Source organism: Sphingomonas sp. HITSZ_GF (assembly GCF_029543155.1).
Classification (GTDB): Bacteria; Pseudomonadota; Alphaproteobacteria; order Sphingomonadales; family Sphingomonadaceae; genus Sphingomonas.
On sequence record NZ_JARQXA010000012.1, the window covers coordinates 1 to 17,883 of the forward strand.

Genomic DNA, 17,883 nt, shown 5'->3' on the forward strand with positions numbered 1-17,883 from the left:
CCGCCCCCGCCGCGCCCCTGCTCCCCCGCTCACCCCCCCTCCCGCGTGGGGGGCGCGGGCGCCCCCCGCCGCCGGGGGGGGCGGGGGGGCCCGGCCCACCTCTCCCCAAACCCCCTCGCATGAGGAGAGGTCACCCCCACCCAACCCTCCCCCATCAAGGGGGAGGGCTTCACATGCCGATACCTGATAGGCCGGGAGGAAACTCCCGGCCTTTTTCATGCGTCGCTCCCCCCGCCGGAGCCAAGCTTTGCGCGCTGCGTTGTTCCGGCGTAGCATGCGCACAGGAACCGGTTTCAGGGAGCAAGGGCCAAGATGCATGGACCCGGTGATTTCGAACTTTCGCGGCGCGGCGTGCTGGTCGCCGGCGCTGCATCCGTGGCAGTGACCGCCACTCCCAGCCCCTCCGACGCGGCGCAGGACAGTGCTTCGGCGGGTGCCGGCGCGCCGGTGATGGCCAAGGTCAGCCTCAAGGTGAACGGCACGCCGCAGACGCTCGAGCTCGACACCCGCACTACGCTGCTCGACGCGCTGCGCGAGCATCTCAAGCTCAGCGGCACCAAGAAGGGCTGCGATCATGGCCAGTGCGGCGCCTGCACGGTGATCGTCGAGGGCCGCCGGATCAACAGCTGCCTCAGCCTCGCGGTGATGCACGACGGCGATGCGATCACCACGATCGAGGGACTGGGCTCGCCCGAGAAGCTCCATCCGATGCAGGCCGCTTTCGTGAAGCATGACGGCTATCAGTGCGGCTATTGCACCCCCGGCCAGATCTGTTCGGCGGTGGCAGTGCTCGACGAGATCCGCGCCGGCATCCCCAGCCATGTCACCGGCGATGTCGCGGGCAAGCCGGCGATGAGCGCCGAGGAGATACGCGAGCGGATGAGCGGCAATATCTGCCGCTGCGGCGCCTATTCGAACATCGTCGAAGCGATCAGCGAAGTCGCAGCGCGGAGGAAGGCATGAAGGCGTTCAGCTATGAGCGGGCGAGCAGCCCCGCCGAAGCCGCCGCGATCGTCGGCCGCACCCAGGGCGCGCGCTTCATCGCCGGCGGCACCAACCTGCTCGACCTGATGAAGCTGCAGATCGAGACGCCGACGCATCTGGTCGACGTCAACCATCTCGGGCTCGACACGATCGAAGCGACGCCGGAAGGCGGGCTGCGCATCGGCGCGCTGGTGCGCAATACCGATCTCGCCGCGGACAAGCGCGTGCGCCAGGATTACGCCCTGCTCTCGCGCGCCCTGGTCGCCGGCGCCTCGGGCCAGCTGCGCAACAAGGCGACAACTGCGGGCAACCTGCTCCAGCGCACGCGCTGCCCCTATTTCTACGACACCAACCAGCCCTGCAACAAGCGCAAGCCCGGCAGCGGCTGCGCGGCGATCGGCGGAGTCAATCGCAGCCTGGGCGTGATCGGCACCAGCCAGGCCTGCATCGCCACGCACCCCAGCGACATGGCGGTGGCGATGCGCGCGCTCGATGCGGTGGTGGAAACGGTGCGGGCGGACGGCGCCACGCGCGCGATCCCGATCGCCGAGTTCCACACGCTTCCGGGCGAAACCCCCAATGTCGAGAACAGCCTGGCCGCCGGCGAGCTGATCACCGCGGTGACGCTGCCCAAGCCGATCGGCGGCACGCATATCTACCACAAGGTCCGCGACCGCGCTTCCTATGCATTTGCGCTCGTCTCGGTCGGCGCGATCCTCCAGAAGGACGGCAGCGGCCGCGTCGCGTTCGGCGGCGTCGCCCCCAAGCCGTGGCGCGTCGAAGCCGCGGAAGCAGCGCTGGCGCAAGGCGCGAAGGCCGCCGCCGCGCTCGCCTTTGCCGGGGCGAAACCCAGCGAACAGAATGCATTCAAGCTGGTGCTGGCCGAGCGCACGCTCGCCGCCGCCATTGCCGAAGCGAGGGCCTGAGCCATGAAGTTCACCCAGCCCGCCGGCACCAATCCGATCGACCAGCTCAAGGTGATCGGCAGGCCCACGCCACGCATCGACGGCCCGCTCAAGACCAGCGGCCACGCGCCCTATGCCTATGAGCATCACGACGTGCCCAACCCCGCCTATGGCTATATCCTGGGCTCGGCGATCGCCAAGGGGCGGATCACCGGCATGGAGCTGGGCGATGCGCGCAAGGCGCCCGGCGTCCTCGCCATCGTCACCGCCGACAACGCCGGCAAGCTCGGCAAGGGCAATTTCAACACCGCGAAGCTGCTCGGCGGCCCCGAGATCGAGCATTATCACCAGGCCGTCGCGATCGTGGTGGCCGAGACGTTCGAGCAGGCGCGCGCCGCCGCCTCGCTGATCCGTGTCGACTATGCGCGCGGCAAGGGCAGCTTCGATCTGGCGGCGGAAAAGGACGGCGCCGGCAAGCCGCCCGAAGGCGGGTTCAGCGGGCCGTCGGACAGCAAGGTAGGCGATTTCGCAACGGCCTTCGCCGCCGCGCCCGTCCAGCTCGACGCGACCTACACCACGCCCGATCACGCGCATGCGATGATGGAGCCGCATGCCACGATCGCTGCGTGGAACGGCGACCAGCTCGATCTGTGGACCGCCAACCAGATGATCGCCTGGTCGGTGGGTGACATGGCCAAGACTTTGGGCATCCCGCGCGACAAGATCCGCATGCGCTCGCCCTTTGTCGGCGGCGGGTTCGGCGGCAAGCTGTTCATCCGCGCCGATGTCGTGCTCGCCGCGCTCGGCGCGAAGGCAGCCGGCCGCGCGGTGAAGGTCGCCCTGCCCCGGCCCTTCATGTTCAACAACACGCCGCACCGCCCGGCGACGATCCAGCGCATCCGCCTGGGCGCCACCCCCAATGGCCAGCTCACCGCGATCGGCCATGAAAGCTGGTCGGGCGATCTGCCCGGCGGCGGCCCCGAGACCGCGACCGGCCAGACCAAGTTGCTCTATGCCGGCGCCAATCGGATGACGGCGATGCGCCTCGCAGTGCTCGACCTGCCCGAAGGCAATGCGATGCGCGCGCCGGGCGAGGCGCCGGGCCTGATGGCGCTCGAGATCGCGATGGACGAGCTGGCCGAGAAGCTGAACCTCGATCCGATCGAGCTGCGCGTCATCAACGACACCCAGGTCGATCCCGAGAACCCCCAGCGCCCCTATTCGCAGCGGCGGCTCAACGAATGTCTGCGCAAGGGCGCGGAGGAATTCGGCTGGGATCGGCGCAGTGCGAAGCCGGGCACGGTGCGCGACGGCCGCTGGCTGGTCGGCATGGGCGTCGCCGCGGCCTTCCGCAACAACCTCGTCATGAAGTCCGCCGCCCGCGTGCGCCTCGATGCGAAAGGCGTGGTCACGGTCGAGACCGACATGACCGATATCGGCACCGGCACCTATACGATCATCGCCCAGACCGCGGCCGAGATGCTCGGCCTGCCGCTAGACAAGGTGGTGGTGAAGCTGGGCGATTCGAGCTTTCCGGTCTCGGCCGGCTCGGGCGGACAATGGGGCGCGAACAGCTCCACCTCCGGCGTCTATGCCGCCTGCGCCAAGCTGCGCGACACGGTGGCGCAGAAGCTCGGCTTCAACTCCGCCGACGCAGTATTCGCCGGCGGCAAGGTCAAGAGCGGCAAGCGCAGCGTGCCACTGGCCCAAGCGGCCAAGACCGGTGAAATCGTCGTCGAGGACGCGATGGAATATGGCGACCTCGCCAAGAAATATCAGCAATCGACCTTCGGCGCGCATTTCGTCGAGGTCGGCGTCGATGCCGCCACCGCCGAGATCCGCATCCGGCGCATGCTCGCCGTCTGCGCCGCCGGCCGTATCCTCAATCCGGTTTCGGCGCGCAGCCAGGTCATCGGTGCGATGACCATGGGCGCCGGCGCGGCGCTGATGGAGGAGCTGGCGGTCGACAAGCGCTTCGGCTTCTTCGTCAATCACGATCTCGCCGGCTATGAAGTGCCCGTCCATGCCGACATGCCGCACCAGGACGTGATCTTCCTCGACGAGACCGATCCGATGAGCTCGCCGATGAAGGCCAAGGGTGTCGGCGAGCTGGGCATTTGCGGCGTCGGCGCGGCGGTGGCCAATGCGATCTACAACGCCACCGGCGTGCGCGTGCGCGACTATCCGGTCACCCTCGACAAGTTGCTCGCGGGGATGCCTGCCTTCGCCTGAGGCGCATTTACCCCTTTCATCGTCATCCCCGCGGAGGCGGGGATCCAGGGTTACCAAGGACATCGCTCTGCCACTCTGTATCCCCGCCTGCGCGGGGATGACGGAGTGGTAGCAAACGTGGGGGCCTTGCAATGTAGGATTTCGTCTGATTGGCTTTTGCGGCCGGAGCCTGTCGCCGGCCGCTCTTTGACGTTGTTGGAAAGATAGGATCGGTCACGCGAAAGGATGTTGCGAGACGCGTGGCGTTCCCGGGAAAAGAGGGAAAATAAGCGCCACGAAAACCTGCACTTGGCGTGTACTTCGTGTCCTTTGGCGAGTCGGCCCGGTCCGCGATGTAGGACTAACCGCCTGCGGCCGACCGCGCCCAGCCCAGCGCGCGGTCTGCGACTTCCTCCCAGCCGGCCTCATTGCAAAGGAAGTGCGAGCGTCCGGGAAATTCGTGGAAGGCGGTGTCGGCCGGCGAGCGCAGGTGGCGGCGATATGCCCCGCGGACCATCGATGGATGCACGGTGCGGTCCTTCTCGCCGGCGATCAGCATGAGTGGCGGTCGGTCGGGATTGTCCCACCGCACCCGCGCGCCGAGGCCCAGCACCGCCTGGAAGAAGATCCGCCCCGGTGCCGGCACGACGAACTTGTCGTAGCTGTACGACTTCTCCGCCTCGGGCAGCGTCTGCGCGAAGCCGGTGGCGAAGTTCCGTGCAGACATCCGCAACACGCGGTTCCAGCCGTTGAATGCAGTGAACACGCCCAGCGACGTCCAGATCGCCAGCGGATGCGCCGGCACGCCGAAGGGCGGTGCCGGGTCGATCGCCACCGCTGCGGCGCCCAGCCCACGATCGGCGAGCAGCTGGACGATCAGCCCCCCGAAGCTGTGGCCGATCAGGATCGGCGGACGCGGCAGCGCCTCGATCAGCGCGGCATAATGATCGGTAATCTCGCGCAGGCCGAGCCTGGCCAGCCGCGGGTCGGGCGCCCGGCGGAGCGCGTCCACCGGGCGATCGAGATAGGGCCAGGGCGGGGCCAGCACGGTCATGCCCGCCGCTTCGTAGCGCTGGCGGAAGCGGTCCCACGCGCTCGGCGTCAGCCAGGCACCGTGGATGAGCATGACCGTGTCGGCCATCCAATACTCCAGACTGGGGCCGGGTCAGCCCTTGATGAAGGCGAGCAGATCGGGGTTGATCACGTCCGCATGCGTGGTCGCCATGCCGTGCGGATAGCCCGGATAGCTCTTGAGCGTGCCATGCTTGAGCAGCTTGGCCGAAAGCGGGCCCGAGTCCGCATAGGGCACGACCTGGTCGTCTTCGCCGTGCATGACGAGCGAGGGGACTTCGATCTTCTTCAGATCCTCGGTGAAATCGGTCTCGCTGAACGCCTTGATGCAATCGTAATGCGCCTTGATGCCGCCCATCATGCCCTGGCGATACCAGTTGTCGATGATGCCCTGGCTGATCACCGCGCCGGGCCGGTTGAAGCCGTAGAACGGGCCGGTCGGGAAATCGATGTAGAGCTGGGCGCGGTTGGCGAGCACGCCGGCGCGGATGCCGTCGAACACTTCGATCGGCAGGCCACCGGGGTTCTTGTCGCTCTTGACCATCACCGGCGGCACTGCGCCGATCAGCACCATCTTCGACACGCGGCTCGGCTTGGCCCGCGCGACATAGTGGGCGACCTCGCCGCCACCGGTCGAGTGACCGACATGGACCGCACCCTTGACGTCGAGATGCTCGACCAGCGCCGCGACATCGGCGGCATAGGTATCCATCTCGTTGCCGGTGTCGGTCTGGGTCGAGCGGCCGTGACCGCGGCGATCATGGGCGATGACGCGGTAGCCCTTGAGCAGGAAGAACATCATCTGGGCGTCCCAGTCGTCCGCCGAGAGCGGCCAGCCGTGATGGAACCAGATCACCGGCGCATCCTTGGCGCCCCAGTCCTTGTAGAACAGCTCGGTGCCGTCGGCGACTTTGAAGATACCCATGAACTTGTCTCCTGCGTGGGGGGATGCGCTGGCTGAGATGGGGACGGGCAAGGCTGCGACGGCGGCGACCGCAGTCGCTCCCGCCACGAATGCGCGGCGCGTGGCCTCGAAGGGTTCGTCCATCCTCATTCTCCCGCCGAATCTACCATTTCCTCCTTCCACGCGCACCCGTCACGGCATATCCCGCGCCGGTAGCCAGCGCCTACCCTTTCGGGCTACTCCAGCGCCGCGTGCTTCCGTGCTAGGCTCACGCTTTGCCGAAGTGTCGCGTGAGAGGGGGATCGTCTTGCGACTTGCCTTGCTCATCGCCGCCGCCCTTGCGCTGTGCTGCACCGGCGCAGCCACGGCTCAGGCGCCCGGCCAGGGTATCTCGCGTTTCCTCCACGCCACCTGGACGAGCAAGGACGGCGTGCCGGCCATGGTGCAGGCGCTGGCCCAGGGGCCCGACGGCTATATCTGGGTGGGCACGGGCAACGGGCTCTACCGCTTCGACGGCGTCAGCTTCGAATATGTGCCCCCCGCCCCGGATCACCCTTCCGGCTCGATCCCGGTCAGCGCGCTGCTGGTCACGCGAAGCGGCGAGCTATGGGCCGCCTATGCCGGCGGCGGCGGCGTCGAAGCCTATCGCGGCGGCCGCATGGTGCGCACCGGCATGACAGAGGCGGCGGGCGAGATCACCGAGTTGCGGCAAGATCGCAGCGGCGCGATCTGGGCGGTGGGCGGCCGCACCCACAAGGCGCTGAAGCGCTATCGGGGCGGCCGCTGGGAAGCGATCGACGAGCGCTACGGCGTGCCCGATCGCGACTATGTCTCGAGCCTCGCCGCGGGACGCGACGGATCGGTGTGGATCGCCACCGACAAGCAGCTCTTCATCCTGCGAAGCGGCGCGCGCCGCTTCGAGCCGGCAGGCCTCAAGCTCGGCTTCGGCGCCAATCTGGCCGTCGACCCCGAAGGCAATATGTGGCTTTCGGATTCGAACGGTACCCGCATGCTGCCCGACTATGCCGCCGGCGCCCGCCAGGCGCATAGCGACGTGGTCTTCCCCTTTTCCGGATCGGTGCGTCGCACGGCAATCCTCTTCGACCGCGAGGGCAATCTCTGGGGATCGGGCTTCACCAACGGCATCTTCCAGGTCGACCATGCTGCCGCGCAGGCCAGCGCCGCCCGTGTCTCGACCTACCGAACCGAGAACGGGCTCACCTCCAACCAGGCCGTGTCGCTGCTCGAGGATCGCGAGGGCAATATCTGGATAGGCACCGAGCTGGGCCTGGACCAGTTCCGCCCCGCCAACCTGTTCCGCATCGAGCCGCCGGCCACGAGCGCGGCCGAGGGCTATTTCGTCGCGGCCGATGATGCCGGCACCGTGTGGCTGGCGAGTGGCGCCTCGCTCTACCGGGCGCTGCCGGGACAGGAACCGCGACTGTTCGCCACCTATGACCATGAAGTCCAGGCGCTGTGCCGCGGCGGCAACGGATCGGTCTGGCTGAGTACCGCCACGCAAATGCTCCGGCTGCGCGGTGACCGGGTGGCGGAGACGCTCCCCCTGCCCGGCACGGGAGAGACCTATGGCTGCGCCGAGGATGGGCTCGGACGGCTCTGGGTGGCCCGCTTCCAGCAGGGCGTGCTCGTCCGCCGGGGCAATGCATGGCGCGAGGCAAGGCTTCCCCTGCCCGGCCGAGCGCAGGACATCGTGATCGACCGCGACGGCAACCCGGTGATCATCCTCGATCGCAAGGCTATCGTCCGTGTGATCGGCACCACCGCGCGGGGCTGGACCAATGCCCAGATAGGCGTTTCGGGTCTCACCGGCGTCTATGGCGGGCGTAGCGGGATGTTGGTGGCCGGCGGCGGCGGGCTGGCGCGCTGGCGCAACGGGCGTTTCGAACGGTTGATGATCGCCGATCACCCCTGGCTGCGCGGCGTACGCGGCATGGTGCAGACCATATCGGGTGATACCTGGATGGTGAACAACACCGGCCTTCTCAGGCTCAGGACCACCGATCTCGATCGCGCCTTTGCCCAGCCGCAGGCGCCGATACCACATGATCTGTTCGACGAGCAGGACGGCCTTTCGAGCCGGATGCAGCGCGCCGACGGATTGCAGATCGATATGGGCGGCGACGGGCGACTGTGGTTCCTCACCCGGCAGAGCGTGATGCGGATCAACCCCGCCCGGCTGGCACGCAACGCCGTGCCACCGCCGGTGGCGATCCGCTCGCTTACGCTCGACGGCCAGCGCCATGTCGATCCAAGCCGGATCACCCTGCCGGCGGGCAAGACCAACCTCTCGATCGAATATACCGGTCTCAGTTTCTCGGTGCCGAGCCGGGTGCGCTTCCGCTACATGCTGGAGGGCGTGGACAAGGACTGGGTCGATCCCGGCACGCGACGCCAGGCCTTCTACACAAATCTCGATCCCGGCACCTATCGCTTCCGGGTGAGGGCATCGAACAATGACGGGGTTTGGAACCCCAATCCAGCCACGCTCGAATTCACCATTCCACCGACCTTCCTGCAGAGCCCCTGGTCCGCGCTGATGGTGGCGGCGCTGCTCGCAGCGCTGTTCCTGCTGCTCTACCGCGTAAAGGTACGCGCCATGGCCGGGCAGATGCGGGTGCGGATGCGCGAGCGGCTGGCGGAGCGCGAACGCATCGCGCGCGAGCTGCACGATACGCTTCTCCAGGGCGTGCAGGCGCTGATCCTGCGATTCCAGCTCGTGGCCGACGACATCTCGCCCGAGGATCCGTCGCGTCGCGCGCTGGAGGAAGCGCTGGACCGTGCCGACAACGTCCTGGCCGAGGGCCGCGACCGGGTGCGCGACCTGCGCATGATCGGCGGCTCGGACGATATCGAGCACATGATCCTGGAGATCGCCCGCAAGCAGGTCTTCTCCCCCGCCACCCAGATCGCCGTGACCACCGAAGGCGAGCCGCGTCCGCTCGATCCGCTGGTATGGGACGAAGTCGCGCGGATCGCCAACGAGGCGCTGTTCAACATCTGGCGCCACGCCCAGGCGCGCACCATAGCGATCCGCATCGGTTTCCAGCCCGACAGCCTTGCCGTGCGCTTCCGCGACGACGGCGTGGGCATCGCCGAGGATGTGCTGCGCAAGGGGCGGCGCGACGGGCATTTCGGCCTGCCCGGGATGCAGGAGCGCGCCGCCAAGATTCAGTCGCGGCTGGTGGTGCAGCGTGCGCCCGGTGGCGGCACCGAAGTGAACCTGATCGTCCCCGCGGCGATCGCCTATTCGACGACACGCCGCAGCAAGTGGCGCAGCCTGGTAACCGGAGGCAAGATTGGCTGAAGCAGCATTGGCAACCCGCACCGTGCGCGTGATGGTGGTCGACGACCACCCCATGCTGCGCGAAGGCATCGTCGCCGTGGTCGAACGGCAGGCCGACATGGAGATCGTCGGCGAGGCGCGGGACGGCGCCGAGGCGGTCGAACTCTACCGCACGCTCCAGCCCGACGTCACGCTGATGGACATCCAGATGCCCGGCATGGACGGCGTGGAAGCGATCGAGGCGATCCGCCGCGAATTCCCCGCCGCCCAGTTCGTGGTGCTCACCACCTATCCGGGTGACACGCACGCGCTCCGTGCCCTGCGGGCGGGCGCGACCGGCTATCTGCTCAAGAGCTGCATCCGCAAGGACCTGCTCGACACGATCCGTGCCGTCCATGCCGGCCGCCGCGCGATCGCCGCCGATGTCGCCCAGGAGATCGCGCTCCACGCCTTTGACGACCGGCTGAGCGAGCGCGAGACCGATATCCTGCGGCTGGTGGCGGAGGGCCATCCCAACAAGCAGATCGCCTGGCGGCTGTCGCTCTCCACCGACACGGTGAAGGCGCATCTGAAGAACATCTTCGCCAAGCTCGATGTGGCGGACCGCACGCATGCCGTAATCGTCGCGGCGCGGCGCGGGTTCATCGAGATTTAGGAACTACCCATCGTCACCCTGAACTTGTTTCAGGGTCCAACTCTCCACCGAGGATACCGCCTGGGGAGCGTTGGATGCTGAAACAAGTTCAGCATGACGAAGCACTCAATGCTCCCTGAACGACGCCCAGAAGCTTCCGAACAGCGGCTCCAGCGCATAGTCCAAGGCCGTGCGCTTGCGCAGCGGCACCAGCACCTGGACCGGCATGCCGGCACGCAGCGCGAAATCCTTGCCGCGTACATCCTGGATGATCCTGAGCTGGTCATAGGGCACGATCACCTCGCCGGTGAAATAACTCTGCCCCGATTTCTCGTCGGTGAAGCTGTCGGCGGAGACGCGGGTCAGCTTGCCTTCGAGGTTGGGCAAGGTCCGTTCGTGCAGACCGGAGAACTTGACCAGCGCACGCTGACCGATCTTGAGATCGTCGGCATCGTCCGGCGCGATATGCGCCTGGATCACCAGCGCCGCCCGCTCGGGGACGATGTCCATCAGCTTCTGCCCCGGTGCGATCACGCCGCCCGGCGTGAACACCGTCAGGCCCACCACCGCGCCCGTCGCGGGCGCGCGGATCGCGGTGCGCTCGAGCTGGTCGCGCGCTGCCGTCCATTTGGGGAGAATCTCGCCCAGGCTGGTCTCGACTTCGCGCAGGTCCGACGCAGTGCGCTCGCGGAAGGTGCGCTCGGCCTCGAGCGCCTGAAGCTCGCTCTCGCGCGCGGCACCCCGCGTCTGGGCGACGCTGGCGCTGTACTGGCCACCCTGCCCCTGCAGCTCGGCACGCGCGCGTTCGAGCTCTCGCATCCGCGTCTGCGAGACGAAACCCTTGTCCGCCAGCGGCTTCAATGCAGCGATCTGATCGTTGATGATGCGCAGCTGCTCCTTGGCCGCCACCGCCTGCTCGCCATAGCCCTTGCCCTGCTCGCCCGACTGGGCGACGCGCTGGCCGAGCGCACCGCGCTGCGCCGCGAGCACGGAACCGCGCGCCGAAAGCTCGGTCTGCTGGAGACGTAGCGCGAGATCGGCTTCGGCGCGATCTTCGGGCGAGAGCGACGCGAATTGCGGCGGGGCGACGATCGTCGCGCGGCCGAGCTGCTCGGCCTCGAGCCGCGCGCGCTGGGCCAGCAGCCGGATCGCCTGCGATGCAAGCGCCCGCTCCTGCGCGCGCACTTCGGCGGCGGCAAGCTCGACGAGCAATTGCCCACGCTCGACGCGCTGCCCTTCGCGGACATGGATCTTGCCGACCACGCCGCCATCGCGGTGCTGGACCGACTGGCGCTGCCCCGAAACGACGAGCGTGCCCGGCGCATAGGCCGCAGCATCGAGCCGCGTGAAGGCGGCCCAGCCGAGGAACAGCACGAAGAACAAGGCGGCGATGATCACGCCGTTGCGGATATCGTGCCGGGGATCGGCAACGAGCGACGTCGCGGTCTCCGGCATCGCATGGGCGCGCGGAAGCAAGGTCATGCTCATGCCTTGCCTCCCGCGGCGGCCGGCACGCGACGTACGGTCTGCGGGGCGATCTTGGGCAGGATCTCGTCGCGCGTGCCGAACATGTCGATACGCCCCTCACGCAACACCAGGATCTTGTCGATCACCGGCAGGATGCCGAGCTTGTGCGAGACGATCAGCACGGTGCGCCCCTCGGCCTTCAGCGCGGCAATCGCGGCGACCAGCGCGGAATCGCCTTCCTGATCGAGATGCGCATTGGGCTCGTCGAGGATCAGGATCGCCGGATCGCCATAGACGGCGCGGGCCAGCCCGATGCGCTGCGCCTGGCCGGCCGAAAGGCCGCGGCCGCCCAGCTTGAGCTGATGATCATAGCCGGCCTGCAATCGGCGGATCAGGGTATCGGCACCCACCTTGCCCGCGGCGGCGACCACCGCGGCATCGAGCGTCGCCCGGTCCTCCCCGCGCTCGCCGGCGAAGCGTGCGATGTTCTCGGCAACGCTGCCGGCGAACAGCACCGCATCCTGCGGCAGATAGCCGAGGTGCCGGGCCAGTGCCTCCGGGTTCCAGTCCCGCGCATCGGCGCCGTCGAAGCGGATCGTGCCGCGCTCGGCGACCAGCGCGCCGGCGATCGCGCGCACCAGCGTCGACTTGCCCGCCCCGCTGGGGCCGACGATCGCCACTACTTCGCCGGGCTCCACCCGGAAGGCGATGTTGTTGAGGATGGCGCCGTCGCGGGTGTCGTTGAGGACAGTGACGCCTTCGAGCAGGATCGCACCGCGCGGCGCCGGCAGCCGGGTGCGCTCGCCCGCGGCGACTGCGCCGTCGAGCAGCGTGCCGAGGCTCTGATAGCTTTGCTGCGCCTGGACGATCGTCTTCCAGGTGCCGATCAGCTGCTCGATCGGTGCGAGCGCGCGGGCGATCAGGAAGGACGAGGCGAAAATCGCGCCGGCCGAGATCAGATTGTCGACCGCGAGCCATGCGCCGAGGCCGAGCGCCAGCGACTGGAGCGCGAGCCGCGTGAACTTGGTGGCGGTGAGATAGGCGCCCGTGGCGAAGCTCGCCTCGGTCTGCGCAGTGAGCATCGCCTCGCGCTGACGGAGTTGGCGGCGCACCATCGCCTCGCGCATGCCGAGCGCGCGGACGCTGTCGCTCGCGGCGAGCAGCGCGTCCTGGCTGGCATAGGACGCGCCGGCGATCGCCTGGGCACGATCGAGCCGATTGCGGGTGGCACGCTCGTTGCCCCAGGCGAGCAGCGGCAGCAAGGTGCAGCCCAGGATCGCGACCAGCCCGATGAACGGGTGCACGAGGAAGCAGACCAGGATGTAGATCGGGATCCACGGCGCATCGAACAGCGCCAGGATTCCGGCGCCGGTGAGCGTGCCGCGCAGCGTGTCGAACTCGCGCAGCGCCTGGCGGGCGAAGGGAAGCTCGGGCCGCCCGAGCGTCGCATCGAGGATCAGCGGCGCTAGCGCGGCATCGAGCTGCACGCCGGCGCGCACGAGCAGCCGGCTGCGGATGCGATCGAGCAGCGCCAGCGTGCCGAGCGCGAAGAGCAGCACCAGCGTGAGGAAGAACAGGGTCAGCAGGCCCTGGGTGGGCACCACGCGATCATAGACCTGCAGCATGTACAGCGTGGGCACGATGTAGAGCAGGTTGATCAGCGCGCTGAAGCCCGCCGCGGCGACGAAATGGCGGCGGCACAGCGCAAGCGCGGCGCGCATCGTGCCGAGCGATCCGGCGTCGTTCACGCGCGGCTCCCCAGATGGACAGCCGCGCAACCCAGGGGACCGCGCGGCATCGACGAAGTTGCAGTTCCGAAGCAGTTCAAGTCGTTACAGTCCGTGCCCACGTCATAGCTTGACTGGCCGGACACTAATCCGGCGCCGCATCTTTGGCCAGCTTCGGATCGGCCTCTTATCTGCGCTCCGCGATCGCCTGCGCCATCAGTATCTGGGTGCGCTCCTGGAGCGGCGGCGCACCATAGGACAGCAGCTGGATCATGCCGACGAACGCCAGGTCGTTCTCCGGATCGACCCAGAACCACGTGCCGGCGGCGCCATCCCAATGATAAGTGCCCCGCCCCACCGGAATACCCGCCAGGCCGGGATCGGTGAACACCACGCCGTTATAGCCATAGCCGAAGCCGGGCCGGAACTTCTGGTGCCCCGCAACGAAGCGGGTTTCGAGCAGGGCGTCGGGCAGGCGATTGGTCATCTGCGCGCGAATGCCGGCGGCACTGACGATCCGGCGCCCGTCGAGTTCGCCGCCGCCCAGCAGCATCTGCGCGTAGCGGGCATAGTCGAGCGCAGTCGAATAGAGCCCCGCCCCGCCCATCGCCAGGCCGGGCTCGCTCTGCGGATCGGGCCGCATCGGATTTTGCGCCAGCCTTTCCAGCGGGCCGTCGAGCGGCTTGAAATAGAGGCTGGCGAGGCGGTGGCGCTTCTCGGGCGGGACGAAGAAGGCGGTGTCCGGCATGCCGAGCGGCTCGAAGATGCGCGTGCGCATGAAGTCGGAAAGGCGCTGCCCGCTCAGCCGCTCGATGATCGCGCCCTGCACGTCCATCGACAGGCTGTAGCGCCACAGCGTGCCCGGCTGGTGCGCAAGCGGCACGGTGGCGAGGCGCGCGACCATCGTATCCAAGTCCGGCGCCTGGAGGATCGCCGCCTGCCGGTAGAGCGCCTCGATCCGGTCCCTGGGCTCGCCGAGCGACAGGCCGTAGCCAAAGCCGGCACGGTGGGTCATCAGCTCTTCCATCGTCGGCGGATGATCCGGCGCGACGCGGCCATCCTCCCCGACCAGCACCCGCAGATCGGCGAGTTCGGGCAAGTGTCGGGCGATCGGATCCTCGGGTCGCCACTGCCCCTCGTCGTGGAGGATCATCATCGCGGTGGCAGTGACCGGCTTGGTCATCGAGAAGATGCGGAAGATGCTGTCCTCGGCGAGCGGGGTGCCGCGCTCGATATCGTCGAGCCCCAGCGTGGAGACGCGCGCGATCCTGCCGTGGCGCAGCGTCAGCGTCACCGCCCCGGCGACCGTCCCGGCATCGATCTGCGCCTGGATGGCGGCATCGACGGCATCGAGACCCGCGGCGGAAAGCCCGACCTCTTCGGGTGCGACCCGCTCCATCAGCCGCGTCCGTTCCAGCTCGAGACCGCGATGTCCGCGCGCGCGACCGGGCCGCCACCCTTGCGCGTGACAGTGACGATGCGCTGTTCGCCGCCCGCGAGGTCGAAGTGATTGTCGTCGAAGCGCAGCGCAGGATCGTCCGAGCGCAGCTGCACGGCGAGCGCATAGCGTTCGGTGGCGACAAAGATGCGCAGGGCGTCACCGATCTCGTCCGAGCTGATGCGCAGCCCGGGATCGGAGGCGAGCAACAGGTCTTTGGCCGGCGCCAGCAATGCCCGGTTATCGGGGAATATGCCGCCGGCGCTGCGCACAGTCAGGATGTGCCCGGTGGCATAGGTGGCCGGCCCGCGCCACAGGCAGGCGCTGCTGTTCGGCCCGACTTCGAGCGGCACCGACTCTTCCCATTCGGTGCCGCCGGCGAGACGGGTCAGGGCGATTGCCGCACTGTCGCTGAGCGGCGCGCGGGTGTCGTTGGTGACCCAGAGCTCGGCGATGCCGTCCTCGATCCGGAACGAGGCGAGCACCGGCGCGAAGGCGCGGCGGGTGGCGTACCAGGCGGATTTGGCGACGCCGTCATAGTCGATCAGGCTCCAGCTCACACAGGGCCAGCAATCATTGTGCTGCCAGATCAGCGCGCCCGAGCAATGCGGCGTGCGGCGGCGATAATGCTCGATGCCGAACTTGAGCCCCTCGGCCTGGCAAAGCTGGGTGAAATCGACGAACTGCCCGATCGTCTCCGGCAAGCCGGTGAACGGAATCATCATCGCGCTCGCCTTGTCGGCGACGTCCTTGATCCGCTCGAGGAAACCCGCGCTTCCCAGCACGATGTCCTCGGGCGCCATCCAGCGCCGCAGCGTGCCGATGTCAGGCGCGGCCTGAAGGCCGAACTCACTGACGAAACGGGCAAAATCCTCGGCATAGCGGGGGAAGCCGGCGCCTTCGGGCGTGGTGGCATAGGGCCCGTCGGGATCGGTATCGCTGACCAGCGGGATGCCGTGCCAGACGGTCCAGTTATGGACGTCGCCGCTGCGCATGCTGTTCGGCGACGGGCCGCCCCAAGGGCTGCCCGGCCAATAGGGCGTTTCGGGATCGAGATCAGCGAGGACCGCGGGGATGACCTCGTCATAATAGAGCTGCCCGACATGCGGGGTCGAGCTGCCCGCGGCGATGTCGGCGAACCAGTGGATCGCCTGGTTCTCATTGTTGCCGCACCACAAAGCGAGGCAGGCATGATGCCGCAAACGGCCGACCTGCTCGATCACTTCCTGGCGGATATTCTCAATGAAAACAGGATCCTGATCGGGATAGGGCGCGCAGGCGAACATGAAGTCCTGCCACACCAGCAAGCCGAGCCGATCGCATTCCCGGTAGAAGAAATCGGGCTCGTAGATGCCGCCGCCCCAGACGCGGAGCATGTTGAAGTTTGCGCCCCGGGCACGTTCGAGCAGGTCGGTATAGGTCGCATCGGGGATGGCCCCGACGAAGGAACTGGCGGGGACCCAGCAGGCCCCCTTGGCGAAGAGGGGGACGGTGTTGAGGAGGAAGCGGAAGAAGGTGGTGCCGGGCTCGTCGGGATCGGGCGACTGGTCCAGCTCGATCGTGCGGATACCGACGCGATAGTTGATCGTCTGGCCGCCGATGTTTGCGACCAGCGTGTAAAGCGGCTGTTCCCCAAGGTCGGCGGTCCACCAGAGCTGGGGATCGGGCACCGTCATGTCGATCCTGCCCGAGCCGTGACGCGACGCCGTGGCGACGGAAATGCCCTGCGGATCAAGCAGTTCGATATCGATATCGACGGGCGCCGAGAGGTCGAGGTCGACAGTGACTTCCGCCGGTCCCGCGATCGAGCGGGTCGTGAAGTTCAGGCTCCGGAGCGTCGCGCCCTTCGACTCGATGCGGACCGGCTGCCAGATGCCGACCGTCGGCAGATCGGGCCCCCAATCCCAGCCCCAGCCGAACTGCGCCTTGCGCATCGCGGTGCGGCGCGAGGCGCTGATCCGGTCGGTGAAGGCCGCGAACACCGGCAGCGGGGCGTCGCCGGTCATCGCGATCGCGGGATGGAAGCAGACCGCGAGATCATGCGTGCCGGGCGCATAGCCCGAGAGATCGAAGCGCCAGCTCCGGAACATATTGTCCGCCGAACCGAGCAGCGTGCCGTCGAGATAGATATCGGCGAAGGTATCGAGCCCGTCGAATACCAGTTGCTGGTCGGCCTCGATCTCGATCCGGGCGTGCCACCACCATTCGCGGTCGCGCACCCAGGCGGCGGCCGCTTCGTTGCGCGCGGCATAGGGATCGGCGAGCCGGCCGGCATCGATCAGCGCGACATAGGTGTCGCCGGGCGCGGCGGCCGGAATCCAGCCCTCCCCCGCGCCCGCCATCGCCCCGGCAGGCGCGCCTTCGCTGGGCGCAAAATCCCGTATCCGCCAGGCACTGACGAATTTGCTCATATCCAGCCCTCTTACTTCCGGAAGTGCGCCGATCAGGCGGCGAAACCCTCCGCATCCAATCCGTACAAAATATCCGCCTTGGCCAGCGCGGCAGGCTTGAGCCCCATCGCTTCGGGGACGATCTGCGTGACGTAGAAAGCGGTGGCCGCCTGCTTCATCTTGCGGAAGGCAGGATCGCCCTCACCGCGCGCGGCGGCGCGACCCGAGGCTTCCATCAGCCAGCCGCACACCGCCGTCGAGAGCATCGTCAGGAACGGGTAGCTGGCGGCCAGCCGGTCGTCGGCCTCGCTGGCGAGCAGGTTGCGCGCCACGTCCTCGCAGGCGTCGATCAGGTTGATAAGGCCGGTGTCCTCGGCCTCCTCGCGCATCTCGGCGAGGAGGCCGAACAGCGTTCCGCCATTGTCCATCGACAGCTTGCGCCCGACCAGGTCGGCGGCCTGGATGCCGTTGGTGCCTTCGTAGATCGGGGTGATCCGCGCGTCGCGGAAATGCTGGGCGGCGCCGGTCTCCTCGATATAGCCCATGCCGCCATGGACCTGGACGCCGAGGCTGGCGACTTCGTTGCCGAGATCGGTACCGTGCGCCTTGGCAAGCGGAGTGAGCAGCTCGACGCGCTTGTCGGCGGCACCGTCGCCGGCACGGGCGCGATCGAGCTGGCCGAAGGCGTAATAGACGAGCGCCCGCGCCGCCTGGGTCTGCGCCTTCATCCTGAGCAGCATGCGGCGGACATCGGGATGCTCGACGATCGCCACCTGCGCGCCATTCCGATAGCCCTGCACGCGCTCGCGGGCATAGGCGACTGCGCGCTGGGTGGCGCGCTCGGCAAC

General features: G+C 68.0%; 12 protein-coding genes. 5 read left to right on the forward strand and 7 right to left on the reverse strand.

The features are described from left to right. The first annotated feature begins 312 nt into the window (after positions 1-312). From paoA to paoC, 3 genes are read left to right on the forward strand one after another with little or no spacing between them, the layout of a single operon-like run. Positions 313-963, forward strand: coding sequence for an aldehyde dehydrogenase iron-sulfur subunit PaoA (gene paoA, locus P6144_RS20335; protein ID WP_277769658.1), 651 nt, complete (start codon positions 313-315; stop codon positions 961-963). Next, positions 960-1,910: a xanthine dehydrogenase family protein subunit M gene (locus P6144_RS20340; protein ID WP_277769659.1), complete on the forward strand. Its 951-nt coding sequence runs from the start codon at positions 960-962 to the stop codon at positions 1,908-1,910. The genes paoA and P6144_RS20340 overlap by 4 nt, the downstream gene beginning before the upstream one ends. A 3-nt stretch (positions 1,911-1,913) precedes the next feature. Continuing rightward, positions 1,914-4,121: an aldehyde oxidoreductase molybdenum-binding subunit PaoC gene (gene paoC / locus P6144_RS20345; RefSeq protein ID WP_277769660.1), complete on the forward strand. Its 2,208-nt coding sequence runs from the start codon at positions 1,914-1,916 to the stop codon at positions 4,119-4,121. Positions 4,122-4,461: 340 nt separating this feature from the next. Here paoC and P6144_RS20350 read toward each other — a convergent pair whose 3' ends face one another. Together P6144_RS20350 and P6144_RS20355 are read right to left on the reverse strand one after the other, a co-directional pair. Further along, entirely contained in the window at positions 4,462-5,241 is a 780-nt protein-coding gene (locus P6144_RS20350) for an alpha/beta hydrolase (protein ID WP_277769661.1), read from the reverse strand. Positions 5,242-5,265: 24 nt separating this feature from the next. After that, a complete protein-coding gene (locus P6144_RS20355; protein WP_277769662.1) occupies positions 5,266-6,096 on the reverse strand; it encodes an alpha/beta hydrolase in 831 nt (276 codons plus the stop codon). Positions 6,097-6,382: 286 nt separating this feature from the next. Between P6144_RS20355 and P6144_RS20360 the strand changes: the two genes are divergently transcribed. Both P6144_RS20360 and P6144_RS20365 read left to right on the forward strand, forming a co-directional pair. Beyond that, a complete protein-coding gene (locus tag P6144_RS20360) occupies positions 6,383-9,400 on the forward strand; it encodes a sensor histidine kinase (protein ID WP_277769663.1) in 3,018 nt (1,005 codons plus the stop codon). Next, positions 9,393-10,034 (forward strand): response regulator transcription factor, encoded by a 642-nt coding sequence (locus P6144_RS20365; RefSeq protein WP_347275846.1) that lies wholly within the window; start codon positions 9,393-9,395, stop codon positions 10,032-10,034. The genes P6144_RS20360 and P6144_RS20365 overlap by 8 nt, the downstream gene beginning before the upstream one ends. Positions 10,035-10,139: 105 nt before the next feature. Here the strand turns inward: P6144_RS20365 and P6144_RS20370 are convergent, their stop codons facing one another. From P6144_RS20370 to P6144_RS20390, 5 genes are all read right to left on the reverse strand, one after another. Further along, on the reverse strand, positions 10,140-11,501 hold the full coding sequence (locus P6144_RS20370) for an HlyD family type I secretion periplasmic adaptor subunit (RefSeq protein ID WP_277769664.1): 1,362 nt from the start codon (positions 11,499-11,501) through the stop codon (positions 10,140-10,142). Continuing rightward, on the reverse strand, positions 11,498-13,201 hold the full coding sequence (locus tag P6144_RS20375; protein WP_277769669.1) for a type I secretion system permease/ATPase: 1,704 nt from the start codon (positions 13,199-13,201) through the stop codon (positions 11,498-11,500). Before P6144_RS20375 ends, P6144_RS20370 begins: the two co-directional genes overlap by 4 nt. Positions 13,202-13,394: 193 nt before the next feature. Further along, positions 13,395-14,606, reverse strand: coding sequence for a serine hydrolase domain-containing protein (locus P6144_RS20380; RefSeq protein ID WP_277769665.1), 1,212 nt, complete (start codon positions 14,604-14,606; stop codon positions 13,395-13,397). Then, positions 14,606-17,056 (reverse strand): glycoside hydrolase family 2 protein, encoded by a 2,451-nt coding sequence (locus P6144_RS20385; protein WP_277769666.1) that lies wholly within the window; start codon positions 17,054-17,056, stop codon positions 14,606-14,608. Before P6144_RS20385 ends, P6144_RS20380 begins: the two co-directional genes overlap by 1 nt. A 32-nt stretch (positions 17,057-17,088) precedes the next feature. Next, positions 17,089-17,883, reverse strand: a 795-nt coding sequence (locus tag P6144_RS20390; protein ID WP_277769667.1) for an acyl-CoA dehydrogenase, incomplete at its 5' end; no start/stop codon positions are given.